Here is a 24,131-nt window from a genome sequence, read left to right as displayed (position 1 = left end):
CACCGACGCACGAGGATACCGTGCGCCCACCGGGTTGAGCAAAGCGACTAATCGTGTCGCGCGCCGGTGGATGTCCGCCGGTGCGTACCCGACCCTCCGTGCCGCTTCCGCGGCGGGGCGTGTACGCCCAGATCCGCCCGGTGCCGACACGACCCCGCACCGCTTGATGTGATCATGCCCACTGCGATCTTTCCCCCTGGTACGGATCCGGGTCGCGGGGAAACGGGTCAGCGCGAGGTCGTACCGCGCCGTTACGGTGTCTGCGATCACGGGGGTCGAACTCCCGTGTGTGCTCCGCATCCCCTCTCACCCCAGAAGGACGCATGCGCGCAAACTACCTGCGCCGCGCCGGGATGACGCTGCTCGCCGTGACCGTCGCCGCCATGGGACTGGTCACGCCGGCGCACGCCGATCCCGGCACCGGCACGATCTCCGGACAGCTCACCGATGACGGCCAACCCGTCGCCAACGCCAACGTGCACATCGTCGGCCCGGGCTTCGGTTCGGCCCAGACCGGCTCGGACGGTCGCTACGAGATCAGCGGCCTGCCCGCGGGCGACGGCTACTCGGTCTCCTTCACCCCGCAGGGAGGGCCGGTCCAGTACGCGTACCACAGCGCCATCCCCGAGAACGAGACCTCGTTCAGCGTGACCGCGGGCAGCACCACCACGGTGAACGACACCCTCATCGACACGGGCACCGTCGCGGGGCGGTTCACCGACGCGGCGGGCAGCGGTCTGGCCGGCATCAGCGTCTCCGCCTGGTCGGATCCTGAAGCCTGGGCGTACAGCGGCACCACGGACGCCGACGGCTACTACTCCATCGCCGTTCCGACCGGCAACTTCAAGGTCGCTTTCCAGCTCGGCACCCAGCGGCAGTGGGCCCCCGCGACGACCAGCTGGTCGCAGGCGCAGGTCTACCCGGTGGGAATCGATCAGACGGTCACCGTCAACGCCACCGCGATGCTGCAGAGCGCGGTCGCGGGCCGCGTCGTCCAGGCGGACGGCACGCCGTACCCGGATGCCGCCGTGAACCTGCTCTCCACGAGCGGGGGGCCGGGCGCCTTCGGTTACACCGACGCCGACGGGCAGTACCGGATCGACGCCCTGCCCGGCAGCTACAAGATCGCCATTGAGATCACCAGCGCGTTCGAGCTCAACCAGTACGTGCCTGGCACGATGCTGGAATCCGAGGCGCAGGTGTTCGCGGTGGCCGCGGGCAGCACGACCACGGTGAACGCGACGATGCTGGCCACGGGTTCGGCCAGCGGGCGGTTCACCGACGCCGCAGGCAACGGCCTGGCCGGCATCGGCGTGACGCTCGACGACGTCAACGGCAGCTACTACTCGACCCGCACGCGCGCCGACGGCACCTGGCAGATCGGCACAGTGCTGCCGGGCCAGTTCGTCGTCCGCTTCTGGGACCGGGAGTCCGTCGACCAGTACGCGTACGGCAAGGTCGACTTTGCGGACGCAACCCGCTTCACCGTGGTGGCCGGGCAGAACCTCGTCGTCGACGACACCCGACTGTCGACCTCCGGCCTGCGGGTCACCGCCCGCGACTCGGTCACCGGCGCACCCGTCACCGATTTCGCGGTGTGGGCCGGCAGCGCCTCCGCCGACGCGGAGAACGGCGCCGCCGTGCTGCCCGACCTGCCCGTCGGCACCTGGTATCCGAGCGTCCACGCCGACGGGTATGAGGTGCTCAAGGCCGGTCCGGTGACGATCACCGCCGGGCAGCAGGCGACGCTCGAGGTAACGCTGGTGCCGTTCGCGTCGATCCGGGCGAAGGTGGTGGATGCCGCGACGGGCGCGCCGGTGGCGGGCGTCTGCCTGTTCACGCAGACGCGCACCCAGTTCCGGCTGCTCGGCTGCCCGGCCCAGAGCGGCGCCGACGGCGAGGTCGTGCTGGACTACGTCTCGGCCGGCACCTACCAGATCTTCGCGCTGCCCGAGTCCGGCTCGGCCTACGGTGCGCAGTGGGTCGGTCTCAGCGGCGGCACCGGTGACCAGGCCCAGGCCCGGGACGTCACCGTCACCCCCGGCCAGGCCAAGGACATCCACAAGATCTACATGGATCCCAAGGGCACCGTCACCGGCACCGTCACCGGCGCCGACGGCAACCCGGTGACCAGTGGAAAGGTCTCCGTGGTCGCCCCGGTCACGTGGGAGAGCAGCCAGGGCGGCGCCAACATCGACGCCCAGGGGCGGTACACGCTGGACTTCCTGGGTCCGTACTCGTGGCCGCTGTTCTTCCGGACCACCACGCACGCCTGGCAGTGGAGCGGCGCGGCGTACCGGCGGCAGAGCGCGACGCTGATCCCGGTCACGGCCGGGCAGAGCGCCACGTTCGACCAGCAGCTGCAGCTGGGCACCCTGCTGAAGGTGACCGTCACCGGATCTCCGGGCGGCGGCGTCGTCGCGGCCTACACCAGCAGCAACGGCGACCTGGTCGGGTTCACGGCAGAGCCGCAGTCCGGTGCCCAGGTGTCGTTCCGGGTGCTGGGCGGCGGCCAGGTCCGGCTGCACTACGAGAACGGCTGGTCCGACCAGGGCTGGTACGGCGGCACGGACTTCACCACCGCCAAGCCGGTGTCGATCCCGACCACGGGTGAGAAGGTCGTGGTCTACCCGTACAGCTGATCCGGCTGATCCAGCTGACCGGGTGATTCGGGGGCGGTGCGCCACGCACCGCCCCCGTTTCCGTGCCAGGGGGCCGAAACGGGGCCGCGCCGGGTCGCCCCGGACCGCTATGGTGTCCGCGACCACGGGGGTCTTCTCGAACTGAACATCAGACCTCTGTGCGTGCTTGTCCACCTCTCACAACCGAAGGACGCATGCGCAGCCACACTCTGCGCCGGGTCGCCACGACGCTGCTCGCCGTCACCGTCGCCGCCGTCGGCGCGACGACTCCGGCACACGCCGACGACACCGGCACGATCAAGGGCCAGGTCACCGCGGACGGCCAGCCTGTATCCGGCATCCTGGTCAACGCCCAGGGCTGGGGCTGGGGCTCGGCCCTGACCGGCCCGGACGGCCGCTACACGATCACCGACCTGCCCGCGGGCATGGACTACCGGGTGAGCTTCAGCGGAGCGGGCCACCCCGAGCAGTACGCCCACCAGACCGCCGACTACGACAGCGCGACCACGTACACGGTGACCGCGGGCGGCACCGTCACCGTGGACGAGGCACTGCTGCCGGCGGGCACCCTGGCCGGGCGGTTCACCGACGCGGCCGGCGACCCTCTGCCGAATCAGCAGGTCTCGGTGGAGCCGCTGACCTATAACCACTACGTCTACAGCCTCACCACCGACGCCGACGGCGAGTTCAGCCTGGAAGCCTTCGCGGGCGAGTACCGGGTCTCCTTCTGGACCCGCGAACAGCAGCAGTACGCCCCGGGCCAGGTCGATCCCGCCCTGGCGCAGCGATACCAGGTGACGGCGGGCCAGACCACCACCGTGAACGAGACGCGGCTGGGCCAGGGCGCGATCGCGGGCCGCCTCGTGCGCGCCGACGGCACTCCCGCGGCGAACCAGGTGGTGCAGCTCAGCCCGGCGGACGGCAGCTGGAACCGCGGGTTCGCCTACACCGACGAGGACGGCCGCTACCGGATCGACTCGTTCCCGGGCGCCTACCGGGTGGTCATCCCGTTCGGCGCGGAGGGCAACGAGATCAACCAGTTCGTGCCCGGCAAGCGGGTGGAGTCGCAGGGCCAGGTCTTCACCATCACCGGCACCGATGTGATCACCGTTAACGAGACGCTGCTGCCCACGGGCACGGCGAGCGGCCGGTTCACCGACTCGGCCGGCAACGGCATCGCGAACGTCTACGCGCAGTTCACCGACGCCTACGGCGGCCAGTACGAGGCCGACTCCGACACCGACGGCTACTGGGAGACCAACCCCATGCTGGCCGGCGAGTACACGGTGTACTTCTACGACTGGGCACACACGGTCAGCCAGTACGCGTACGGCAGGACCGCGGCCGCCGACGCGGACCCGGTCACGGTCGTGGCGGGCCAGAACCTGGTCGTGAACGACACCAAGCTGGCCACCGGCAGCATCCGGGTGACCGCGAAGGACTCGGTCACCGGCGCGCCGGTCCCGGGCTTCTCGGTCCAGGCCGGTGCTTTCTCAGCCGACGAGCAGAACGGCGCCGCCGTGCTGTCCGACCTGCCGGTCGGCTACTGGCGGCTGAACCTCTACGCCGAGGGCTACCTGACGCAGGAGAACGCCGGACCGGTGAACGTGCTGCCCGGACAGACCGATTTCGAGGTCAGCCTGGTGCCGTACGCCTCGATCCAGGCGAAGGTCGTCGACGCGGCGACCGGGGCGCCGGTGGCGGGCGTGTGCATGTCCACCCAGACCCGGGTCAAGTTCCACCTGTCCGAGGGCTGCGGGGCCGAGAGCGGCCCGGACGGGCTGGTCACGCTGAACACCGTCACGGCCGGCACGTACCAGATCTTCGTGCTGCCCGGCGAGGGCTCGCCCTACGGCGCGCAGTGGGTCGGCCTGACCGGCGGAACCGGTGACCAGGCCCAGGCCCGGGACGTGACCGTGACTGCGGGCCAGGCGAAGTACATCCACAAGATCTACCTGGACCGCAAGGGCACCGTCACCGGTACCGTCACCGGCGCCGACGGCAATCCGGTGACCAGCGGGCACGTCGCGGTCTCCGCGCCCATCGTCGGCGACGTCAGCCGGGGCAGCGTGGACATCGACGCCCAGGGCCGGTACACGATCGACTTCCTGGGGCCGTACTCGTGGCCGCTGGACTTCGTCACCAGCACGCACGCCTGGCAGTGGAGCGGGGCGGCGTACAAGCGGCAGAGCGCCACGCTGGTGCCGGTGACGGCCGGGCAGACCACCGCCTTCGACCAGCAGCTGCAGCTCGGCACGGTGCTGAAGGTGACCGCCACCGGATCGCCCGCCGGCCTCTTCGCCGCGGCCTACACCAGCAACGGCGACCTGGTCGGGCGGGTCTGGGTGCCGCAGGCGGGCGGCCAGGCCGTGTACCGCGTCATGGGCGGCGGTACGGTCCGGCTGCACCTGGAGGGCGGCGAACCCAGCCAGGGCTGGTACGGCGGGACGAGTTTCAGCACCGCCAAGTCGGTGTCCATCCCGACCACCGGCGAGAAGGTCATCGTCTACCCGTACAGCTGACGGGCTGACAGTGGAGCGGGGCGGTGCGACAGGCACCGCCCCGTTCCGCGTATCCGGGCTACAGCCACTTCAAATGGTCGGCCAGCAGGGCGTACCCGACGAAGGACACGATGTCGAGCAGCGTGTGCGCGACGATCAGCGGGCCGATCCGGCGCCACCGCAGATACACCAGCGCGAACACCACGCCCATGATCGCGTTCCCGACGAACGCCCCGAACCCCTGGTAGAGGTGGTACGACCCGCGCAGCACCGCGCTGGTGGCGATCGCCGTCCAGGTGCTCCAGCCGAGCTGGCGCAGGCGGGTCAGCAGGTAGCCGACCACGACCACCTCCTCCAGCACGGCGTTCTGCACCGCGGCCAGGACCAGCACCGGCACGGCCCACCACACCTCGCCGAGCCCGGACGCGACCACGGTGGCGTTGAACCCGAGCGCCTTGGCCGCCAGGTAGAGCCCGAGTCCCGGGATGCCGATCGCCGCGGCGAGCAGGGCACCGCCGCCCAGGTCGAAACCGGGCCGGCGGCGGGCGTACCCGAGGATCTCCGGCGCGCCGAGCCTGCCGCCCAGGCCGGGCCCCCGGTTGAGCAGGTGGATCGCGAACAGGGCGGGCACCACGCCGAACGCTATCCGGGTCAGCTGGATGGTCAGATCCAGCCAGGGCCGGTCCGGCGTCACGGCCGTGTTCAGCTCGGCCGCCTGCTGGTTCAGCGGAACGTTGACGGTAAGTTTGTCGATGAGCGAGAGCACGGATCGTATGGCGGAGTAGCCGAGCGAGACGCCGAGCAGCAGCAGCACCTCGTGGCCCAGCATGGTGCGGGTGGGACGGGGGCTTGTCCAGTCGAGCTCTTCAGCAGCCATGACACAACAGGGTCGCACAGTCTGTGCGATGGCCGAACGCGCCGAGTTGACATCGTTCGAACGTGAGCGACCTTCAGCGGCTGTTGAAAGAGAGCTGGACTCTCGTCGAGGAGCAGCAGGACAAACTGGCCGGCTACTTCTACGCTCGGATCTTCCTCAATCACCCGAACATCCGGGAGATGTTCCCGGTGACGATGGACGTGCAGCGGGCGCGGCTGCTCGGCGCCATCGTGAGCGCGGTGCAGACCGTCGACGACCCGGACCGCTTCGACGAGTACCTGCGCTCGCTGGGCCGCGACCACCGCAAGTTCCAGGTGCAGGCGGAGCAGTACGAGGTGATCGGCGCCGCCCTGCTGGAGTCGCTGCGCACCTTCGCCCGCGACGGGTGGACCTACGAGTACGAGCAGGCCTGGCGCGACGCGTACGACGTGATCGCCCGCAAGATGCTGGCCGGGGCCGCCGCCGACAGCAACCCGGCCTGGTGGCACGCCGAGGTGGTGGCGCACGAGCGGCGCAGCCGCGACATCGCCGTGTTCTCGGTGCGGCCGCTGCAGCAGCTGGAGTACCGCGCCGGGCAGTACCTGTCGGTGGAGTGCCCGCAGCACCACCCCCGGGTGTGGCGGACGTACTCGGTGGCCAACGCGCCGCGCACCGACGGGACGATGGACTTCCACGTGCGGGCGCTGGGCGCGGGCTGGGTGTCGGGGGCGCTGGTGCGCCGTACCAGGGTCGGCGACATCCTTCGGCTGGCCTCGCCGATGGGCACGATGGTGCTGGACCGCCGGTCCACCCGCGACATCGTCTTCGTCGCGGGCGGCACCGGCCTGTCGCCGATCAAGGCGCTGCTGGAGGAGCTGACCACGTTCAACCGCACCCGCTGGGTGCACGTCTTCTTCGGCGCCCGCGACCGCGACGACCTGTACGACCTGGAGTCGCTGCGGCAGCTCGCGGCGGCGTACCCGTGGCTGTCGCTGGTGCCGGTGTGCAGCGACGATCCCGGCTGGGGCGGCGAGGAGGGCAGCGTCTCCGACGCGCTGTCGCGGTTCGGGCCGTGGCTGGAGCACGACTTCTTCGTCTGCGGCTCGCCGAACATGGTCCGCGGCACGCTGCGGACGCTGACGCAGCTGCAGGTGCCGCAGACCCGGGTACGGTACGACGCGTTCAGCGACGTCTGAGCGCCGCGGCCGCTGCGGCCGCGGCGCCGTGCCGGCTCAGGGCACCAGGGCCGGTGGCGCCGAGGCGACCGCCCGGAAGCGCCACTGCAACTGGAAACGCGCGTTCAGGGACGGGTCCTCGGTGCGCCAGGTGAACACCGCCCGGTCCCCCTCCTGCTCCCGCACGATCGGGGTGCGCAACGGCGCCTCCTCGGCGGCCATCGACGTCTCCACCCCCCACACCTGCGGGTCGAGCCCGGTCGGGAAGCGCATCTGCACCACCAGCCGCCGGGTGGGCAGCCGGACCGCCCGCTCGAACCAGCTGCCCCACTTGAGCTCGTCCACGCGGTAGCGGTACTCCACCGTGGTCCGCTCGCCCGGGTAGAGCGGGAAGCGGCCGTCGGCGTTCTCGAACAGCAGCCAGATCTCCTTGAACGCGTCCCGGTCCTGCTTGGCCCGCCACACCATCGGCTCGGCCACGCCCGGGTCGCCGCAGAAGGCGACCAGGCCCAGCTCGTCGAGGGAGAGCGGGTGGGTGCGGTGGTGGGCGTTGGAGCGCTGCGGCTGGCCCGGGTACCGGTCGACGGCCACCCGGATCAGGTAGCGGGTGACCGGCTCGTTGCCCGCGTTGTAGAGGGCCCGGCGAACGACGACCTGGTACGCGCCCTCGTCGTAGGTGAGCTGCGCCTCCTCCAGCTCCACCACCAGGCCGGTGCCCGGGGGCAGCCACTGGGTGGGGACGGTCGGCTCCCGGGTGAGCAGCGTGGACGGGCCGCGGGCCTGCCGGGCCTCCTCGTACTCCTGGAAGCGGCGCCAGATCGCGCCGCCGGCGTTGAGCACCGCCTCGGCCCGGCGCGCGAAGTCCTCGGTGGGCCTGTGTCTTCGGCCCTCGATGTGGCTGATGTACGAGGGATCGAAGCCCATTCGGCTGGCGAGCTGCTTCTTGGTCATGCCCCGGTCGATGCGCCACCGGCTCAGCTCGGTCGCGAAGGCCTCCACGGCACGCTCCACCGGCGAAACGCTCATGACCCGACCACGGTGCGCTCGGTCATGCCACACCTCGCCCCCTCCTCGGTCCGTCGTGAATCCTCATTCTTCGCGGCCTGAGGATCAACTAACGAGAAGTGCTGATTACGCGACAAAAGCCTTGACAGCTCGCCAAGCGGCCAGTCGGCCTGTCAGCCGACCGAACTATGCCAGACGTCACACACCGTAAATGAAATGACGTAAACTGGCATGGGTCTGGTTAGCCTAGCCTTAGCAGGGTACAGTTGCCGGGTTATCAGTGACCGTGACTAAGTGCAGGAAGGGGCCGGTGAGGAACGGGTGCGCACGCTCACGCCGTATGACCTTACCGACGCCCTACGGCCACTGACCGTCACGCTCCGCGCCATCCGCAACCGTCTCGGTGACGAAGCGGTCCACGGACTGCCCGATCCGCTCACCGTCGGCGGCATGCCTGGTTGGACGCCTGCCAGCGCGCTCACCGGCGGAGCCGGCCTGCCCGCGCTGTTCGCCACCGCGCACCGCCGCTGGGGCGCCGCACCGCACGCCGCTGCCACTCTTTCGTGGAAGTCCTACAGCTACTGGGTCGCCATGCCCGCCGTGCTCAGCTGGGCCGTGGCCCGGCGCGTGCCGCTGGTCTCCGCCGACAACGTGCTGGTGCGCTTCAGCGGCGAGCCAGGCGAGGCCCTGGTGCAGGTCGGCCTGCGCGGCGTGCAGCTGGCCGTGCTGCCCGACGACCCGCTGGCACACGCGCCGCACCCGGGCGTGACCGTCGTCGGTGACGAGTCGCTGCTGCTCAAGACGCTGCGCACCAGCCTGCTCGACCACCACCTCGACCCGGTGTCCGAGCGCATCCGCGAACACGTGAAGGTCGGGCGGCGCACCCTGCTCGGCTCGGTCGCCTCCGGCATCGCGTACGCGCTGGTCCGCGGCGGACCGGACGTGCCCGGCTCCACCACCGAAGCAGCCGGTACGGTCCTCAGCGCGCTCGGCCTCGACGACCTGGTCGACCTCGTCCCCAGCCCCACCGGCGAGCCCGCCGTGCAGCGGCGCACCTGCTGCCTCGCGTTCACCCTGCCGCAGCCCAAGGTCTGCGGCGGCTGCTGCCTGCGCTGACCGAGCGCGAGCGGATCGGCCGATACGCACAGCATCACCACCGTGCGAGCCTGGATCGCTGAAGATCCAACTGCCGCCGAGGACCTCCATGCCACGCAGACCCAGCGCCGCCCTGTTCGCGGTCGCGCTGCTCACCACCGCGCTCGCCACGACCCCCGCGCAGGCCGCCGACAGGTACCCCGACTTCCGGATCAACCCGGCGCCCGCTATCGACACCACCCAGCGGCTGCCCATGAGCCAGCCGGGCACCGACGTCTCGATCGTGGTGCCGGACACGCTCGGCAGGCTGATCGGCTCCATCCACCTGGACCTGCCCGGCGGCGGCACCCGCAACTGCGCCGAGACGGAGACCGACCACACCTGGACCTGCGGTGACGCGACCCAGGCGGATACCGCGGTGGTGGTGCACTACCGCTACCCCTCCCTCACCGGCAACCAGGAAGAGGTCCATTCGCTGTACCTCTACCAGACCATCGACGGCGTCGAGCGGCGCTCCAATGCGGTCATCTGGGTGTCTCCCGGCGGCAACCCGCTGGTCGCCGATCTCCAGGTGACCGCGTTCCGGGTGGAGAACCCGTCCGTGCAGTACGACGGCGGCATCCGGTCGTACTACCGGGTCAGCTTCGTCAACGCCGGACCGGAGGCCACCAACGCGACCGTCACGTTCACCGGTCTCGGCTCGACCAAGGTGCTCGCGACCGAGTGGGCCTGCGACCGCAGCGGCGGGACGCTGACCTGCAAGCGCACCCTGGCGGCCGGAGACTTCAAGACCTGGATCCTGAACCTGCACGGCGCGGCCACCGAGCTCCGCCTCAACCTCGGCCTGAGCATCAGCGGCACCAGCACCGACCCCGACCCGAGCAACAACTCCCGCAGCCTGAAGCTGCCCGTCGCCTCGACCGGCGGCACCGGGTCCACCGGCGGCACCGGCACGGGCACCACCGGCAGCACCAGCCCGACCGGCGGAGCATCGCCCGCGGCGCCCGTCGGCACGGCGCAGCCGTCGGACCCCGCGGCCTCGGCCGACGCGTCGACGCCGTCCGAGGCGCGGACTCCGGCCACCAGCCCGTCGGACGTCGCGTTCAGCGAACCGGAGGACCCGGCCGGGGTGCCGGTGCCGGTCTGGGCGGCCGCCGGGCTCGCGGCGGCGGCGGTCGGCACGGTACTGGTGCTGCGGCGGCGCCGCACTACTTGATGGACCGCTCAGTAGCCTGGTAGTCCTCCGGCTGCCAGGCGTGCTACCGCCTGGGCGGGCGTGTCGCCGTAGCCGGGACCGGCGAGCAGGACCGGCTGGAAGAAGCAGCCGGCGATGCTCGCACCCGCCCCCGACGCGAGTCTCGCCGTTGGACGAGGCAGGGCCTGCCCGAGATCCGCTCGGGCAGGCCCTGCCGCATCGTCACTGCCTGTCGGCGGAGGGTGTGGGATTCGAACCCACGAAGACATCGCTGCCTTAGCGGTTTTCAAGACCGCCGCCATCGGCCACTAGGCGAACCCTCCTGGCAGATTGCCAGCGACCAGTGTGCCAGAGCCGCACCCTGACGTACACGCAGATACCCCGCCAGGTGTGGCGGCCGACAGTTTCGGGGAAACTGCGCGAATCGTGGCCAAGATTCCAGCACTTTCCCCGAAACTGCTGGCAACCCGCGGCGCGTGTCCCACGCGGCGGCGCGGTGGGCGGGTGAGGGCGGAAGATGATCGGGTGCGTGCGATGACGAATCCGGCCAAGGGCGAGCTGGTCCCCGCCGAGGTGCCGGACCCGGCTCCGGGCGAGGACGAGGTGCTGGTGCGGGTGGCCGCCACCGCCGTCAACCGGGCCGACCTGCTGCAGGTCGGAGGCTACTACCCGCCGCCCAAGGACGCGCCCGCCTGGCCGGGCCTGGAGTGCTCGGGCACGGTGCTGCGCGGCGCCGGATCGTGGCAGCCGGACGCGGAGGTGTGCGCCCTGCTCAGCGGCGGCGGGTACGCCGAGCTCGTGGCCGTCCCCGAGGCGCAGGTGCTGCCGGTCCCGGCCGGGGTCGACGTGGTGACGGCGGCGGGGCTGCCGGAGGTGGCGTGCACGGTCTGGTCGAACCTGACCCAGGTCGCGGGCCTGCGCTCCGGCGAGACGGTGCTGATCCACGGCGGCGGCAGCGGGGTGGGCACGTTCGCGGTGCAGTACGCCAAGGCGCTGGGGGCCAGGGTGGTGGCCACGGCCCGCGCGGCGAAGCACGACCGGCTGCGGGAGCTGGGCGCCGACGAGTGCCTCGACTACACGACGGACGACTTCACCGGGGTGGACGCCGACGTGGTGCTGGACATCATGGGCGCGTCGTACCTGGGCCGCAACGTGCAGGCGCTGGCCCGGGGCGGTCGGCTGGTCGTGATCGGACTGCAGGGCGGCACCCGCGCGGAGCTGGACCTGGGTGCGCTGCTGGCCAAGCGGGCCACGGTGGCCGCGACGGCGCTGCGGTCACGTCCGGCGGCGGAGAAGGCCGAGATCGTCGCGGGCGTACGCCGGGACGTGTGGCCGCTGCTCGAGTCGGGTGCGATCCGGCCGGTGGTCGACCGGGTGCTGCCGCTGGCCGAGGCCGCCACGGCACACCGGCTCGTGGCGGCCAGCGAGCACGTCGGAAAGGTGCTGCTGAAGGTCGGTTGAGGTCAGCGCTGCTTCGGGATGGGGCGGATGCGCTCACGCATGAGGATGAGCAGCGCCTCGACGCCGTCCATCGCGGTGATCTTCTTGCCCTCTTCGCGGGTCCGCGCGTTGTAGCTGATCGGCACCTCGTACGGCCGGATCTTGCGGCGGAGCAGCTTGCCCGTGGCCTCGGCCTCCATGCCGAAGCCCTTGGACTTGATGTTCAGCGACCGGTACAGCTCCAGCGGCATGAGCTTGAAGCAGGTCTCCAGGTCGCCGATGTACGAGTTGAACAGCACGTTGGCGAACAGGGTCACACCCTTGTTGCCCATCACGTACCAGAACGAGAACGCGGCGTGGCCGCCGAAGGTGCGGTTGCCGTAGACCACCTTGGCGCGGCCGTCGAGGACCGGGCCGAGCAGCTTCGGGATGTCCTTGGGGTCGTACTCCAGGTCGGCGTCGAGGATGACCATGTAGTCACCCGTCGCCGACTCGACCGCGGTGCGGATCGCGGCGCCCTTGCCCGCGTTCTTCGCGTGGTGGATCGCACGCAGCCGCGAGTCGTCCCAGCCGTCGAGGATCTCGGCGGTGGCGTCCTTGCTGCCGTCGTTGACGACGACCAGCTCCGTCTCGCACGGGTAGTCGACCGCCAGCGCCTGCTTGAGCGCCTCACCAAGCCGGGCCTCTTCGTTGTAGACCGGCATGAGGATGGATAGCTTCACGAGGGCTCTCCGCTGCGTACTGTGGCTGGAACGCGCCGAGTCTAGCCTTTCGGCTGCGGCGACGCACATCGGGCGAGGTCAGCGTGGTTCGATACGCCTACCGAACCACGCTGCGGGGAAGTCGGACCGTGAACCTGGCCCCGCCCTCGGCGGCGTGCCCCGCCTCGACCGTGCCGCCCAGCCGCCGGGCGAGCCCGGCCACCAGCGCCAGGCCCAGGCCGGTGCCGGTCTGCCGTACCCCCTGGTAGCGCTGGAAGAGCGCACCGCGCTGGAACGCCACCGCCAGGTCGTCGTCGCTGAGCCCTGGACCCCCGTCGCGGACCTCGACCGCCGCGTGCCCGGCCTCCTCGCGCACCGCGAGCACGATCGGGCGATCCTGGGGTACCACCCGCAGCGCGTTCTCGACCAGGCCGTCGATGATCTGGCGCAGCCGGACCGGATCGGTGCGCGTCCACACCTCGTGCGGCGGCACATCGGCGTCCAGCAGCACGCCCGCGGCGGCCACCCGGGGGGCGAACGCGCGCTCGGCCGAGCGGACCAGCGACCCCAGCTCCACGTCGGTCGGCTCGATGGGGAAGTCGGCGGCGTCGAGGCGGGCCAGCGACAGCAGGTCGGCGACGAGCCGGTCCAGCCGTTCGGCCTCGGCGAGCATGGTCTGCCCGATGCCCGGCGCGGCCGTGGCGTCGACGACACCGTCGGCCAGCGCCTCGGCGTACCCGCGGATGGTGGTCAGCGGGGTGCGCAGTTCGTGCGAGATGGAGAGCAGGAACTCGCGCTGGCGGCCCTCGCTGGTGGCCAGCGCCTCGGCCAGCTCGTTGATCGACTGCGCGAGGTGCTCCACCTCCAGCGGCGGTTCGGTCTGGAGCCGGACGGCGCGGTCGCCGGCGCTGAGCCGGGCCGCGGCGGTGGCCGCGTTGCGGATCGGGCGGGCCAGCCGCCGCCCCAGCAGTACGCCCGCGAGCACGCCCGCCCCGAGGCCCGCCAGCAGCGGCAGCCACAGGTTGCGCAGCACCTGCCGGGCCAGGCCAGTCCCGGCCGGGCGGGCCAGCACGACGCCGTCCCCGCCGCCCAGCGGCCGGCCCTCGATCACCGCCAGGCCGCCGTCGACCAGCGCCAGCCGCTCGCTCACCGGCTGCCCCGCGGCGATCTGCCGCACCACCCGGTCGGGCAGGCCGTCGCGATCGGGTCGCCCGCCGGTGATCAGGAAGCCGGTCGTGTCGCCGTCGAGCTTGCGCAGCTGCTGCATCAGCTTCTCGTCGGACGCGGCGGTACGGCGGTTCTTCAGGATCAGCGCCACCACGTCGGTCTGGGCCGCCAGGCCCTCCCGCGCGGCCCGCTCGGCGGCCTTGGCGGCCAGCGGCACGGCCACCAGGGCCGTGACCAGGACGGAGATCAGGGCGACGAGCAGCCCGGCGGCGACCGCGCGGGTGGTCAGCGTGGTGGTGCTCTGGACCGGCTTCGGCGGGGCGGCCAGCACCCGGATCGGCACGGTCAGGTCGGCGCGGCGGTCAGGCATCGGCGGTGTACCCCACGCCCCGGACCGTACGCAGGATGCCCGCGGACTCGCCCAGCTTGGCGCGGACCTGCGCGACGTGCACGTCGACGGTGCGGGTGCCGCCGTGCGCGGCGTACCCCCACACGGTGCTGAGCAGCTCGTCGCGGGTGTAGACCCGCCCCGGCCGGCTCATCAGATGGGCCAGCAGGTCGAACTCGGTGCTGGTCAGGTGGACCGACCGGCCGTCGACGGTCACCTCGCGCCGGGCCGGGTCGAGCCGCACCGCCCCGACGGTACGGCTGCGGTCGGGCTCGGGCCCGCCGCCGGAGCGGCGCAGCACCGCCTTGAGCCGGGCCACCAGCTCGCGCGGGCTGAACGGCTTGGTCAGGTAGTCGTCGGCGCCCAACTCCAGGCCGACGATGCGGTCGACCTCGTCGTCGCGGGCGGTGAGGAAGATGATCGGGACCCAGCTGTCCTCGGCCCGCAGCCTGCGGCAGATCTCGGTGCCGTCCAGACCGGGCAGCGCGATGTCGAGCACGCACGCGACCGGCCGCAGCCGACGCGCCGCCGCCAGCCCCGCCGCGCCGTCCTCCTCCACCTGCACGCCGTAGCCGTCGCGCTGCAGGTAGAGCCGGATCAGGTCGGCGATCGGCCGCTCGTCCTCGACGACGAGGACCAGACCTTTCTCAGTCACGCCGCCATCATGTCCGACCCGTGTACGAACCAGGTAAGGCCTCGGTCAAGCTACGCGCCCGTTCCGGCCACCCCCGGTCCGGCTCTGCGCTGCGCGGAGCACGGAGCACGGAGCGCGGGGCACGGAGCGCAGCGAAGGCGCGGGGCGGGTGATCACCGTCTGCGGTCAGAACACCTACGTCGAACCCGCGTCTCGACCGCAACCCACGATCACCGTTCGAAATGGCCTGGCGCCCGCTCCGGCCACGGCCGGGGGCCACCCCGGTTGATCGCAGCGCGCGGTCGAAAAGCGGCCGAGGACCGCACCCTCCGACCTCGGACGCCGATCTTGCCGACCGCGAACGCGGTGAACGGCGGACCTGCCGGCCGCGAGCGCCCCGGACGGCGGACCTGCCGCGCGCTGAGGCGTCGCCGGTCCGTCAGGCGCCGACGAGGTGGTCGGCGAAGGAGCGGTAGGGGGTGGCGTCCGGGGAGGCGGCGCGCTGGGCGATCAGCTTCGGCTTGAAGACGTGGCTGAACAGGGCGTCGAGGTGCCATACCTGCTTGGGGTGGCCCGCGTGGATCCAGAACCGCTCGCGGATGCCGTCGACGGCCGTGGCCGCGAACTCGATGGCCGACAGGCGCGGGTCCGGGTGCCAGGTGACGTTCGCCAGGTGCCGCAGGTCGGTGTTGAGGTGCAGCCGGAGGCGCCGCAGGATGCGGCTCTCCTGGGTGATGACCAGGCGGCGGTACGTCAGCAGCAGCAGGTATTCGCGGCCCAGCGGCCGCTCGGGGCGCAGCGCGCGGGCGACGAGCACGGTGGCGTCGCCCGCCTCGATGCAGCGGCGGAAGATCGGCATGTGCCGGCTGACCGTGGCCATGGGGATGCCGGCCTCGCCGGTGGCGGGGAGGAACGTACGCGAGAAGACGTCCATGTAAGGACCAACGATGCCGCGTGACAAGCGTCACGCGAGTCACTCATGGGAGGCCCTATTGACACCGATCGCACACGTTGTGCGGCATTACTGCGCGATCGGTGGTACGAACACCGCCAGCGCCACCAGCACCGCGAACACCCCGGCGAGCACCACCGCCTGGACGAAGTTGCGGTTCTCGCGCGGTGCGTAGGCCAGGCCCAGCCCGCAGACGGCGCCGGTGACCAGGCCGCCGAGGTGGCCCTGCCAGGAGATGCCGGGGATCGAGAACGACAGCACCACGTTGATCGCGATGATGGGCAGCACCGACATCGCGTCGCGGCCCAGTCGCCGCAGCACGAAGAAGTACGCCGCGAACAGGCCGTAGATGGCGGTGGAGGCACCGGCGGAGAACGCGTACGGGCTCAGCAGGGCGCAGGCCACGTTGCCACCGAAGCCGCAGATCAGGTACAGCGCGCCGAAGCGGACCGGGCCCAGGGCCGCCTCCAGCGAGCGGCCGAGCACCCACAGCGCCCACATGTTCAGCGCCAGGTGGATCACGCCGTAGTGCAGGAACATCGCCGTCAGCAGGCGGTAGTAGCCGCCGTCGTGGATGCCGGTCAGCACCTCGCCGAACTGCGGCAGCGCGCCCTCGTAGTAGCCGCCCTGGGCTTTGGTGACGGTGAGCCCGAGCGCCGCCCCCCACTCGTGCACGGGGGTCGAGCCGCGGGTCAGCGTGCCCATCCCGTAGAGGGCGGCGAGGATCACGAACACGCCGACGTTGAGGCCGATCAGCGCCTTGGTTACGTACCCGTGCATGCCGATCTGCGACCCGCCGAAGTGGGTCAGGGCCGGGCGCTGGGTGCGCCGCCCCTCGGCGACGCAGTCGGGGCACTGGTGCCCGACCGAGGCCGGGATCATGCAGTCGGGGCAGATCGGGCGGCCGCAGCGGGTGCAGCTGAGATGCGTCTCCCGCCCCCGGTGGCGGTAGCAGACTGGTACGGCGGCTTGACCGCTCTGGGGTGCGGGAGACGTCATGCGGACGAGACTAGCGCTCAATCTCGATTCGTTCGATGATGATCGGCTCCAGCGGGCGGTCCGACGGGTCGGTCGCGGTGCTGGAGATCGCGTCGACGGTCTTCTGCGAGTCGGCGTCGGCCACCACGCCGAAGATGGTGTGCTTGCGGTTCAGCCAGGTGGTGGCGCCGGTGGTGATGAAGAACTGGGACCCGTTGGTGCCCGGTCCGGCGTTCGCCATCGCCAGCAGGTACGGCTTGTCGAAGCTGAGCTCCGGGTGGAACTCGTCGGCGAACGTGTAGCCGGGGCCGCCGCGGCCGGTGCCGGTCGGGTCCCCAGTCTGGATCATGAAGCCGTCGATCACCCGGTGGAACGGGGTGCCGTCGTAGTACGGCCCCTTGATCGGCGCGCCGGTGCGCGGGTCCTTCGCGCCCTCGCGGGTGCCCTCGGCGAGCTCCACGAAGTTGCGGACGGTCTTGGGCGCGTGGTTCTCGAACAGCTCAAGACGGATCGGGCCGGCGCTGGTGTGCAGGACGGCGAAAGCCACGTCTCATCTCCCGAAATATCGGCGGTCAGTTACCGACAGATTCTCCCATGTGCCCGTTCCGGTGGTGCGGAGGCGTCCGGCGAGGCAGGATGGCACTCGGGGACATGAGCGGGGCGCGCCTTCGCAACTGCGATCGCGCGCCTTGTGCACCACGGCGCGGGCGCGGGGGCGCCCGTCGGCCAATGTCTGCCGCGCGCGGGGGCGGGCGGCAGGAAGGCGGGGGATCATGCTCGGTTTCAAAGCGCACAAGACGCGCGGGCAGCTCATGCGGGAAGAAATGGGCCAGAGCTGGGACCATTTCCTGCAGGCGGCGACGCACGCCGCCGGCGGTGTCGGCACCAAGATGGGCCCGACCACCGGAATGATGCGCCGCGCCACTTCCGGCGGGATCGACTCGACGATGTCCACCCTGGCGCCGCTGATCGCGGCGTACCGGGAGGGCGCGGCGAACGCCACCGCCACCGCGAAGAAGGTGAAGGCCAAGGCGCGGAAGAAGGAGGCGCAGGTGTCGCACAGGAACACCAAGATGCTCGTCGGCCTGCTCGCGGCGGGCATCGCCGCGGGTGCGGTGGGCGCGCTGGTCGTGAAGCGGCGCAAGCAGCAGCAGTGGTCGGAGTACGACCCGAGCCAGGCGCTGGAGTCGGTGCGGGGCGAGGGCCGCTCGGCGGTGGACAAGATCTCCGGCAAGGCCGACTCGGCCATCGACAAGGCGACCCACCACGCCAGCAAGGCGATGGACAAGACCGCCGACAAGCTGCACTCGGCGTCGTCGTCGCTCAAGGACAGCCGCAGCGGCATGAAGTCGAAGGTCGACGACATGGCCGAGTCGGCCAGCGACGCGACCGACAGCTTCGTCGCGAAGTACTCCTCGTCGGGCTCGAAGAACAGCCGGATGTAGGGCTCGCGCGGTGAGGGGTGCGCGGGCCGCGCCCCCTCACCCGGTCACAGCCAGCCGGAGCGCCGGAACGAGCGGTAGATGCCGTACGAGACGGCCAGGGCGAACGCCATGGTGATCGGGTAGCCGTAGCGCATGTGCAGCTCTGGCATGAACTCGAAGTTCATGCCGTAGACGCCGGTGATGGCGGTCCACGCGGCGGCCATACCGGCGTACGCGGCGATCTTGCGCATGTCGTTGTTCTGGTCGACGGACACCTGGGCCAGCCGCGCCTGCATGATCGAGATCAGCAGGTCGTCGTACGAGCCCACCTGCTCGACCACGCGGGCCAGGTGGTCCTGCACGTCCCGGAAGTACTTGCGCAGCTCCTTGGTGATCTCCGGGGTGTCCGACAGCATCGCCTGCAGCGGGCGCTGCAGCGGCAGCGCGGCGCGCTTGAACTCCACCAGCTCCCGCTTGAGCTGGTAGATGCGCTGCATCCGGCCGCTGGAGTCGCGCGAGAACACGGCCTCCTCGAGCACGTCCACGTCGTTGCCGATGCCGTCGGCGGCCAGCACGTACAGGTCGACGACGTGGTCGAGCACGCCGTACGCCACTGCCCACGGGCCCTGGCGCAGCAGCTCCGGGCGGCTCTCCAGGTGCTCGCGCACGGGCTTGAGCCGGCAGGCGTTGCCGTGGCGCACCGAGATGACGAAGTCCGGCCCGATGAACAGCATGATCTGACCGGTCTCGACGACCTCGGAGTTCTCGGTCAGCTCCTGGTGCTCCACGTAGCGGGCGGTGCGCAGCACGAGGAAGTGCACGTCGCCGAACTGCTCCAGCTTGGGCCGCTGCCCGGCGCTGACCACGTCCTCGACCGCGAGCTCGTGCAGGTCGTACGCCTCGGCGATGCCCGCCATCTGGTCCGCGTCGGGTGCGTGCAGCCCCAGCCACACGAACGCCCCCGGCGTGCGCTTGGCCTGCGTCAGCGCCTCGCGGTAGTCCCCGCCGGACGGCAGCCGCCGCCCCTGGTTGTCGTAGATGGCGCAGTCGACGATGGCGTCCCGGCGCGCACCGGCCTGCGCCGGGATCGCCGACGCCTCGTCGGCGCCGAGGCCGATGCCGGAGACCAGCCTGCTCACGGCGCGGGCCGGGGCGCTGAACGCGCGGGTCAGCCGGTCGCCGTTGGAGGCTCGCCGGCCAGGTTCGTCCCGGATGTCGTCGACCACAGCTCGCCCCCTTCGCACGGCCGCCGCTGCGGCGGCGACTCCGACGACAGGCTACGCGCCAGGGGCATCGGGCCGCCGACACGCCCGTGCGGGTACGCGTCGCGTCCTCGCGGAGGTCCGGAGACGACGATGGCGCCGGGTGGACGTGTCGCCGCGTTCGGGGGGAATGTGCGGCGGGTCCACCCGGCGCCGGAACGGCACCCGGGGTGGGGGGTGGGTGTCCGTTCCTCTTTCATCGGGGGCGGGGCAAAGCTGTCGGCACGCAGTCGACGCGCCGGTCGAATTCTGAGCCACGGAACGCGCGCGAGGGAACCCTGCGCGACGGCTCAGCCAATGTCAGAAATACGACAGAACTCCAGTCGGATATGCGAACCGACCTATGGGTACGAAAACAGCCCGGCCCCGGGTACGACCGGGTGCCGGGCTGTTTGAACTCGTCAGCCGCGTACGGCCTCGACGGCGTCGGCCAGCCGCCGCACGCCCTCGTCGATCTGGTCGACCGTGACCGCGCTGAACGCCAGCCGCAGAGCGCTGGTGCCGCCCTCCAGGAGGAAGTCGGAGCCCTTCACCACCGCGACGCCGCGCTCGGCCGCCGCGGGCAGCAGCCTGTCCACGTGCACGTCCGAGGGCAGCTCGATCCAGAGGAAGTAGCCGCCGTCGGGCTCGGTGAACTCCACGCCCGGGATGTGCTTGCGCAGCGACTCGGCCAGCACCGAGGCCCGCTCGGCCAGCGCCGCGCTGACCGTGGCCACCGAGCGGTCGATGTCGCCCGAGCGGCAGAACTCGTACACGATGCCCTGCGCGACCTGGCCCGCCGAGATGTAGAGGTTGGTGGCGTTGCGGGCGATGTCGTCGATGATCTGCTTCGAGCCGATCAGGTAGCCCACCCGCACGCCGGGGCAGACCGTCTTGGTGAACGAGCTCGCGTGCACGACCACGTCAGCGGCCCCGCCACCGGCGAGCTTCGTCTCCGACAGCATCGAGGGCAGCGCCTCGCCGCGGAAGCGGATGTCGACGTACGGGTCGTCCTCGAAGATCGTGAAGCCGTACTCGGTGGCCAGTTCGAGCAGCTCCCGGCGCTTCTCCACCGACAGGGTCACGCCCGCCGGGTTCTGGTAGTTCGGGATGATGTGCGCCAGCGTCGGGCGCACCCCGGACTCCAGCAGCGCGCGCAGCTCGGCCGTGTCGATGCCGTCGGGGCGCACCGTCACCTGGTGCACGTGGGCGCCCAGCGAGCGCAGGTTGAGCAGCGTCCGGTCGTAGGTCGGCTTCTCGACCACCACGTGATCGCCCGGCTTGACCAGCTGGTTGAACAGGAAGGCGTCGGCCTGCAGCGAGCCGTTGGTGATGAGGACCTGGTCGACGGCGACACCGTGCTTGTCGGCGACCCACTTACGCAGCGGTGCGTAACCGTAGGAGTTGCCGTACGCGGTGAGGCCGGCCGGGTCGGCGGCGAAGGCGCGGACAGCGGCGGCGCTGAGGCCCTCGACATCCACGATGTCCAGGCTCGGGGCGCCCCGGGCGAACGAGATGAGCTGCTCGGCGGTCATGGCCACCAAGCGTAATCGGCCCGAAATGCGAGACACCCCCACCCACCTGCCGGTGGGCGTGTGGGCGGGGGAACTCGCTGCTCAGACGTTGGCGGTGGCCTCCGCGCGGCGGAGCGCCCAGACGCGCATCAGGTCCCGTACGGAGATGATGCCGAGGATCTCGTCGCCCTCCAGGACGGCCAGGTGGCGGAACCCGCCCCGGGTCATCGCCATGGCGGCCTCTTCGAGGCTCCAGTCGGGGGACGCGTACACCACGTCCCAGGTGATGTGGCCCGCGCACTGCTCCACGTCCGGGTCGAGCCCGGAGCCGATGGCGTTGAGGATGTCCCGCTCGGTCATTATCCCGAGCCCCTCGCCATCGGGGTCTATCACGATCGCCGAGCCGACGCGGCGCATCGACATGAGCTGGGCCGCCTGCCGCAGCGTGTGCTGCGGTCCGACCAGCAGCACCGGCTTGCTCATCGCCTCTCGCACCTGCATGGCATGGGTCATCTGCAACCACCCCTTCGGAACGCAACCTCATTGAAACGCACCGTACGGACATCTTGGGGCTGGTTCGGGCAGTTCGCAAGACTTGTCATGGCTTCGGGCGTGTGCATCCGGCCACGTCCGCACCATCGCCCAGTCGACCGGTGCAGTAGCCTTCACCAGCGACTTAACCCCTTGCGAAGGAGTGACCATGATCGGCATGGTGCTGGCCGCCGGCGCTGGACGGCGACTGCGGCCGTACACCGACACGCTGCCCAAGGCCCTGGTGCCGGTGGACGGGGACATCACGATCCTCGACATCGCCCTGGCCAACCTGGCGGAGGCCGGGTTCACCGAGGTAGTGATCGTGGTCGGCTACCGGGCCGAGGCCGTCGAGGTCCGCCAGGCCGCCCTGCAGGAGAAGTACGGCGTCACCATCACCCTCGTGCACAACGACAAGGCCGAGGAGTGGAACAACGCGTACTCGCTGTGGCTGGCGCGCGAGCACTTCGCCCGGGGCGTGCTGCTGGTCAACGGCGACACCGTGCACCCGGTGTCGATCGAGCGCACCCTGCAGGCCGCGGCGGCCGACGCCGCCTACGCCGACGCGGGCATCGTGCTGGCGATCGACGACGTGAAGAAGCTGGCCGACGAGGAGATGAAGGTCATCTTCGGTACGGACGGCCGCCTCGCCCGGATCACCAAGCTGATGGACCCGGCCACCGCGCACGGGGAGTACATCGGGGCCACCCTGATCCGGCCCGAGGCCGCCGACGCGCTGGCCGACGCGCTGCGCGCCACCTGGGAGCGCGACCCCAACCTCTACTACGAGGACGGCTACCAGGAGCTGGCCGAGCGTGGCGGCACCGTGCGGGGCGCCTCGATCGGCAAGGTGGAGTGGGTCGAGGTCGACAACCACGACGACCTGGCCCGCGCCCGGGAGATCGCATGCCGCTACTGACCCGATCGGTGCAGACCCCGCTGAGCATCGACGTACGCCGCGGGGCTGTCGCCGCGCTGGGACCGCTGCTGGTCGACCGGCGCATCTCGGCCGGTGGCGACGTCGCGGTGGTGGTCGGCCCGGGTCAGGGCGAGCGCATCGCCGAACTGATCGCCCCCACCCTCGGCCGTGCGCTGGTGCTGCACGTCGAGGGCGGGACGGTCGAGTCGGCGCTGGCGCTCGGCGAGAAGCTGCGCGGACGCAATCTGGACGCCGTCGTCGGCATCGGCGGCGGCAAGACCATCGACACGACGAAGTACGCCGCCTCCCGGTACGGCATCCCGATGGTGACCGTGGCGACCAGCCTGGCCAACGACGGCATCGCCTCCCCCATCGCCACCCTCGACCACGACGGCGGCCGGGGCTCCTACGGCGTGCACATCCCGCTGGCGGTCGTGGTCGACCTCGACTTCGTCGAGCAGGGGCCGGACCGGCAGACCCGCGCGGGCGTCGGCGAGACCCTGAGCACCATCAACGCCATCGCCGACTGGCAGCTCTCGCACGAGGTGACCGGCGAGCCGGTGGACGGGCTGGCCGTGGCGATGGCCCGGGCCGGCGCTGAGGCGGTGCTGCGCCACCCCGGCGACGTCACCGACGACGGCTTCGTGACCGTGCTGGCCGAGTCCCTGATCACCAGCGGCCTGGCCATGGCGATAGCCGGCACGTCCCGCCCCGCCAGCGGCGGCTGCCACGAGATCTCGCACGCGCTGGACATCCTGTACCCCGGCACCGGCGGGCACGGCGAGCAGTGTGGCCTCGGCGCCCTGTTCTGCACGTTCCTGCGGGCGGCGGCCGACCCGGCGCAGCAGGCCCGGTTCGACGAGGTCAACGCGTGCCTGAAACGGCACAACCTGCCCCGCCGCCCCGCCGACCTGGGCCTGAGCGACGACGACTTCGCCCGCGCGGTGGCGTACGCCCCGCGCACCCGGCCCGACCGGTACACCATCCTGGAGCACCTGAACCTGGACTACGACCAGATCCGCGCGCGGGTGGGAGACTACGCCGATGTCATCGACTGAGCTGCACGCGGCGCCGGTGCGGCGCCCCTCCGCCGCCGACTTCTACGCCGTGAACCGGGGCGGCGGCCTGTTCTCCGAGGCGCTCAGCCAGCGGCTCGGCGCGGTGTTCGCGCTGGTCGCCGAGCGCACCGGGCTCAAGCCGACCACGCTGACCCTGGCCAACCTGGTGCTCGGGCTGACCGTGTCGACCCTGCTGGTGGTACGCGGGCAGGGCGGGCTGGTGCTGGGCCTGCTGGCGCTGGTCGGCTGGCAGGTGGCGTACTCGCTGGACTGCGCCGACGGGCAGCTGGCCCGGGTGACGAAGCAGGGCAGCCTGGCCGGGGCGCGCATCGACATCCTGTGCGACGTGGCGGCGCAGATCGGCCTGGTCACCGCACTGGTCGCGGTCGCCAGGCCCCCGGTGTGGCTGGCCGCGCTGTTCGCGGGCTCCTGGATGGTCAACCTGGTGACCAGCGTCCTGGCCACCGGCGACAAGGCCCAGTCCATGGTCACCTCGACGTCGCTGCCGGTGCGGCTGGTGAAGCTGGTCCGCGACTACGGCGCGGTGATCTTCGTGGCGGGGCTGGTGCTGGCGTTCGCGCCCGCGCTGACCATCTGGTTCGTGGCCGCGTTCACCGTCGTCAACTTCGGCTTCCTGCTCGCCAGCATCGCCTTCACCGCCCGCTCCGCGTACCGCGGGTAAGGAAGGGCCCCTTCTTATCGCTTTCCGTAGGAG

General features: G+C 71.2%; 20 protein-coding genes, 1 tRNA gene and 1 pseudogene. 10 read left to right on the top strand and 12 right to left on the bottom strand.

The genetic code is table 11. The features are described from left to right. The first annotated feature begins 323 nt into the window (after nucleotides 1-323). Together QEZ54_RS25140 and QEZ54_RS25135 are read left to right on the top strand one after the other, a co-directional pair. The gene (locus QEZ54_RS25140; RefSeq protein ID WP_281307167.1) at nucleotides 324-2,642 is read left to right on the top strand and encodes a carboxypeptidase-like regulatory domain-containing protein; all 2,319 of its coding nucleotides are present in this window, start codon (nucleotides 324-326) and stop codon (nucleotides 2,640-2,642) included. Nucleotides 2,643-2,836: 194 nt separating this feature from the next. Continuing rightward, entirely contained in the window at nucleotides 2,837-5,164 is a 2,328-nt protein-coding gene (locus tag QEZ54_RS25135; protein WP_281307166.1) for a carboxypeptidase regulatory-like domain-containing protein, read from the top strand. 58 nt (nucleotides 5,165-5,222) lie between these two features. Here the strand turns inward: QEZ54_RS25135 and QEZ54_RS25130 are convergent, their stop codons facing one another. Beyond that, nucleotides 5,223-6,020, bottom strand: a complete 798-nt coding sequence (locus QEZ54_RS25130) for a CPBP family intramembrane glutamic endopeptidase (protein WP_281307165.1) — start codon at nucleotides 6,018-6,020, stop codon at nucleotides 5,223-5,225. Nucleotides 6,021-6,082: 62 nt separating this feature from the next. Here QEZ54_RS25130 and QEZ54_RS25125 point away from each other — a divergent pair, with 62 nt between their 5' ends. Beyond that, entirely contained in the window at nucleotides 6,083-7,195 is a 1,113-nt protein-coding gene (locus tag QEZ54_RS25125) for a globin domain-containing protein (protein ID WP_281307164.1), read from the top strand. 69 nt (nucleotides 7,196-7,264) lie between these two features. Here the strand turns inward: QEZ54_RS25125 and QEZ54_RS25120 are convergent. Further along, nucleotides 7,265-8,200: pseudogene (locus QEZ54_RS25120) on the bottom strand (helix-turn-helix transcriptional regulator); the annotation flags it as partial. 429 nt (nucleotides 8,201-8,629) lie between these two features. Here QEZ54_RS25120 and QEZ54_RS25115 point away from each other — a divergent pair. Together QEZ54_RS25115 and QEZ54_RS25110 are read left to right on the top strand one after the other, a co-directional pair. Next, a complete protein-coding gene (locus tag QEZ54_RS25115; RefSeq protein WP_281307163.1) occupies nucleotides 8,630-9,295 on the top strand; it encodes an IucA/IucC family C-terminal-domain containing protein in 666 nt (221 codons plus the stop codon). A gap of 88 nt (nucleotides 9,296-9,383) precedes the next feature. Beyond that, on the top strand, nucleotides 9,384-10,490 hold the full coding sequence (locus QEZ54_RS25110) for a hypothetical protein (RefSeq protein ID WP_281307162.1): 1,107 nt from the start codon (nucleotides 9,384-9,386) through the stop codon (nucleotides 10,488-10,490). A gap of 215 nt (nucleotides 10,491-10,705) precedes the next feature. On the opposite strand, the gene QEZ54_RS25105 is transcribed toward QEZ54_RS25110, so the two are convergent. Then, nucleotides 10,706-10,792, bottom strand: a tRNA-Ser gene (locus QEZ54_RS25105). Between the two features lie 211 nt (nucleotides 10,793-11,003). Between QEZ54_RS25105 and QEZ54_RS25100 the strand changes: the two genes are divergently transcribed. Further along, nucleotides 11,004-11,930 (top strand): NAD(P)H-quinone oxidoreductase, encoded by a 927-nt coding sequence (locus tag QEZ54_RS25100; RefSeq protein ID WP_281307161.1) that lies wholly within the window; start codon nucleotides 11,004-11,006, stop codon nucleotides 11,928-11,930. A gap of 2 nt (nucleotides 11,931-11,932) precedes the next feature. On the opposite strand, the gene QEZ54_RS25095 is transcribed toward QEZ54_RS25100, so the two are convergent. The 6 genes from QEZ54_RS25095 to QEZ54_RS25070 form a co-directional block, all read right to left on the bottom strand. Beyond that, nucleotides 11,933-12,631, bottom strand: a complete 699-nt coding sequence (locus QEZ54_RS25095) for a glycosyltransferase family 2 protein (protein ID WP_281307160.1) — start codon at nucleotides 12,629-12,631, stop codon at nucleotides 11,933-11,935. A gap of 97 nt (nucleotides 12,632-12,728) precedes the next feature. After that, a complete protein-coding gene (locus QEZ54_RS25090) occupies nucleotides 12,729-14,147 on the bottom strand; it encodes a HAMP domain-containing sensor histidine kinase (protein WP_281307159.1) in 1,419 nt (472 codons plus the stop codon). Next, nucleotides 14,140-14,820, bottom strand: a complete 681-nt coding sequence (locus QEZ54_RS25085) for a response regulator transcription factor (protein WP_281307158.1) — start codon at nucleotides 14,818-14,820, stop codon at nucleotides 14,140-14,142. The genes QEZ54_RS25090 and QEZ54_RS25085 overlap by 8 nt, the downstream gene beginning before the upstream one ends. A gap of 418 nt (nucleotides 14,821-15,238) precedes the next feature. Next, nucleotides 15,239-15,733: a hypothetical protein gene (locus QEZ54_RS25080; RefSeq protein ID WP_217399474.1), complete on the bottom strand. Its 495-nt coding sequence runs from the start codon at nucleotides 15,731-15,733 to the stop codon at nucleotides 15,239-15,241. An 87-nt stretch (nucleotides 15,734-15,820) separates the two neighbouring features. After that, nucleotides 15,821-16,750, bottom strand: coding sequence for a rhomboid family intramembrane serine protease (locus QEZ54_RS25075; RefSeq protein WP_281307157.1), 930 nt, complete (start codon nucleotides 16,748-16,750; stop codon nucleotides 15,821-15,823). 10 nt (nucleotides 16,751-16,760) lie between these two features. After that, nucleotides 16,761-17,276, bottom strand: coding sequence for a peptidylprolyl isomerase (locus QEZ54_RS25070; protein WP_281307156.1), 516 nt, complete (start codon nucleotides 17,274-17,276; stop codon nucleotides 16,761-16,763). 226 nt (nucleotides 17,277-17,502) lie between these two features. On the opposite strand from QEZ54_RS25070, the gene QEZ54_RS25065 reads away from it, so the two are divergent. Next, nucleotides 17,503-18,174: a hypothetical protein gene (locus QEZ54_RS25065; protein WP_281307155.1), complete on the top strand. Its 672-nt coding sequence runs from the start codon at nucleotides 17,503-17,505 to the stop codon at nucleotides 18,172-18,174. A 44-nt stretch (nucleotides 18,175-18,218) separates the two neighbouring features. Here QEZ54_RS25065 and corA read toward each other — a convergent pair whose 3' ends face one another. The 3 genes from corA to QEZ54_RS25050 all read right to left on the bottom strand — a co-directional run bounded on the left by corA (nucleotide 18,219) and on the right by QEZ54_RS25050 (nucleotide 21,409). Beyond that, the gene (gene corA, locus QEZ54_RS25060; protein ID WP_281307224.1) at nucleotides 18,219-19,367 is read right to left on the bottom strand and encodes a magnesium/cobalt transporter CorA; all 1,149 of its coding nucleotides are present in this window, start codon (nucleotides 19,365-19,367) and stop codon (nucleotides 18,219-18,221) included. A gap of 449 nt (nucleotides 19,368-19,816) precedes the next feature. Beyond that, the gene (locus tag QEZ54_RS25055; RefSeq protein WP_281307154.1) at nucleotides 19,817-20,929 is read right to left on the bottom strand and encodes a PLP-dependent aminotransferase family protein; all 1,113 of its coding nucleotides are present in this window, start codon (nucleotides 20,927-20,929) and stop codon (nucleotides 19,817-19,819) included. A gap of 81 nt (nucleotides 20,930-21,010) precedes the next feature. Then, nucleotides 21,011-21,409: a CBS domain-containing protein gene (locus tag QEZ54_RS25050; protein ID WP_281307223.1), complete on the bottom strand. Its 399-nt coding sequence runs from the start codon at nucleotides 21,407-21,409 to the stop codon at nucleotides 21,011-21,013. A 199-nt stretch (nucleotides 21,410-21,608) separates the two neighbouring features. On the opposite strand from QEZ54_RS25050, the gene QEZ54_RS25045 reads away from it, so the two are divergent. Genes QEZ54_RS25045 through QEZ54_RS25035 form a run of 3 tightly spaced genes read left to right on the top strand, consistent with a single transcriptional unit; the run spans nucleotide 21,609 to nucleotide 24,098 of the window. Beyond that, nucleotides 21,609-22,358: a phosphocholine cytidylyltransferase family protein gene (locus QEZ54_RS25045; RefSeq protein WP_281307153.1), complete on the top strand. Its 750-nt coding sequence runs from the start codon at nucleotides 21,609-21,611 to the stop codon at nucleotides 22,356-22,358. Beyond that, nucleotides 22,346-23,416: an iron-containing alcohol dehydrogenase family protein gene (locus tag QEZ54_RS25040; RefSeq protein WP_281307152.1), complete on the top strand. Its 1,071-nt coding sequence runs from the start codon at nucleotides 22,346-22,348 to the stop codon at nucleotides 23,414-23,416. The genes QEZ54_RS25045 and QEZ54_RS25040 overlap by 13 nt, the downstream gene beginning before the upstream one ends. Further along, nucleotides 23,403-24,098 (top strand): CDP-alcohol phosphatidyltransferase family protein, encoded by a 696-nt coding sequence (locus QEZ54_RS25035; RefSeq protein ID WP_281307151.1) that lies wholly within the window; start codon nucleotides 23,403-23,405, stop codon nucleotides 24,096-24,098. Before QEZ54_RS25040 ends, QEZ54_RS25035 begins: the two co-directional genes overlap by 14 nt. Nucleotides 24,099-24,131 lie beyond the last annotated feature (33 nt).

It is taken from the genome of Catellatospora sp. KI3, assembly GCF_029948125.1.
Taxonomy (GTDB): domain Bacteria; phylum Actinomycetota; class Actinomycetes; order Mycobacteriales; family Micromonosporaceae; genus Catellatospora.
The sequence above is the reverse complement of the archived record's forward strand: the minus strand, read 5'-3'. Positions and strand labels throughout refer to the sequence as shown.

Excerpts from the sequence above, each read along its gene's own strand:
- QEZ54_RS25050 (WP_281307223.1), bottom strand. The coding sequence starts at position 21,409 with ATGCAGGTGCGAGAGGCGATGAGCAAGCCGGTGCTGCTGGTCGGACCG.
- QEZ54_RS25110 (WP_281307162.1), top strand. The coding sequence starts at position 9,384 with ATGCCACGCAGACCCAGCGCCGCCCTGTTCGCGGTCGCGCTGCTCACC.
- QEZ54_RS25080 (WP_217399474.1), bottom strand. The coding sequence starts at position 15,733 with ATGGACGTCTTCTCGCGTACGTTCCTCCCCGCCACCGGCGAGGCCGGC.
- QEZ54_RS25040 (WP_281307152.1), top strand. The coding sequence starts at position 22,346 with ATGCCGCTACTGACCCGATCGGTGCAGACCCCGCTGAGCATCGACGTA.
- QEZ54_RS25065 (WP_281307155.1), top strand. The coding sequence starts at position 17,503 with ATGCTCGGTTTCAAAGCGCACAAGACGCGCGGGCAGCTCATGCGGGAA.
- QEZ54_RS25045 (WP_281307153.1), top strand. The coding sequence starts at position 21,609 with ATGATCGGCATGGTGCTGGCCGCCGGCGCTGGACGGCGACTGCGGCCG.
- QEZ54_RS25115 (WP_281307163.1), top strand. The coding sequence starts at position 8,630 with ATGCCTGGTTGGACGCCTGCCAGCGCGCTCACCGGCGGAGCCGGCCTG.
- QEZ54_RS25100 (WP_281307161.1), top strand. The coding sequence starts at position 11,004 with ATGACGAATCCGGCCAAGGGCGAGCTGGTCCCCGCCGAGGTGCCGGAC.
- QEZ54_RS25135 (WP_281307166.1), top strand. The coding sequence starts at position 2,837 with ATGCGCAGCCACACTCTGCGCCGGGTCGCCACGACGCTGCTCGCCGTC.
- QEZ54_RS25035 (WP_281307151.1), top strand. The coding sequence starts at position 23,403 with ATGTCATCGACTGAGCTGCACGCGGCGCCGGTGCGGCGCCCCTCCGCC.
- QEZ54_RS25075 (WP_281307157.1), bottom strand. The coding sequence starts at position 16,750 with ATGACGTCTCCCGCACCCCAGAGCGGTCAAGCCGCCGTACCAGTCTGC.
- QEZ54_RS25140 (WP_281307167.1), top strand. The coding sequence starts at position 324 with ATGCGCGCAAACTACCTGCGCCGCGCCGGGATGACGCTGCTCGCCGTG.
- QEZ54_RS25055 (WP_281307154.1), bottom strand. The coding sequence starts at position 20,929 with ATGACCGCCGAGCAGCTCATCTCGTTCGCCCGGGGCGCCCCGAGCCTG.
- QEZ54_RS25130 (WP_281307165.1), bottom strand. The coding sequence starts at position 6,020 with ATGGCTGCTGAAGAGCTCGACTGGACAAGCCCCCGTCCCACCCGCACC.
- QEZ54_RS25090 (WP_281307159.1), bottom strand. The coding sequence starts at position 14,147 with ATGCCTGACCGCCGCGCCGACCTGACCGTGCCGATCCGGGTGCTGGCC.